Below are 674 nucleotides of genomic sequence, written 5' to 3'. Positions count from 1 at the left end.
GCCTGTGCGGTGCAGATATTGGAAGTGGCCTTCTCGCGGCGGATGTGCTGCTCGCGGGTCTGCAGCGCCAGCCGGTAGGCCGGGGTGCCGGTGTTGTCGCTGGAGACGCCCACAATACGGCCCGGAAGGGTCCGCTCCATGCCGGTGCGCACGGCCATGTAGGCCGCGTGCGGGCCGCCAAAGAACAGCGGCACGCCGAAACGCTGGGCGGTACCGACGGCGATGTCGGCGCCCTGCTCGCCGGGCGGGGTGATCAGGGTCAGGGCCAAAAGGTCCGCGGCCACGGTGACCATGGCGCCGCGCTCCTTGGCCGCGGCAATGACACCGGAGTGGTCGAACACGCGCCCCGAGACGCCCGGCTGCTGCAGCACGATGCCGGAGATCTCGCCGTCGGGCAGCCCGGCGGACAGGTCCGCGACCTCGACCTCGAAGTCCAGCGCCTTCGCGCGGCCCGTGACCACGGCGATGGTCTGCGGCAGCAGGTCCGCGTCCAGGACCGTCCTGCCGTCGGCGGCGGCCTTGTTGGACCGGCGCATCAGCAGCACCGCCTCGGCCACCGCGGTGGCCTCGTCCAGCAGCGAGGCGTTGGCGATCGGCAGCCCGGTGAGGTCCTCGACCATCGTCTGGAAGTTCAGCAGCGCCTCGAGCCGGCCCTGGGAGATCTCGGGCTGGTA

General features: G+C 71.5%; 1 pseudogene. It reads right to left on the bottom strand.

The features are described from left to right. A pseudogene (locus ACFQ36_RS23210) lies at positions 1–674 on the bottom strand (glycine dehydrogenase (aminomethyl-transferring)); the annotation flags it as partial.

It is taken from the genome of Arthrobacter sp. GCM10027362, from assembly GCF_042679445.1.
Lineage (GTDB): Bacteria > Actinomycetota > Actinomycetes > Actinomycetales > Micrococcaceae > Crystallibacter.
Note: the sequence above shows the minus strand (reverse complement) of the source record. Positions and strands in the feature narration are given on the sequence as shown.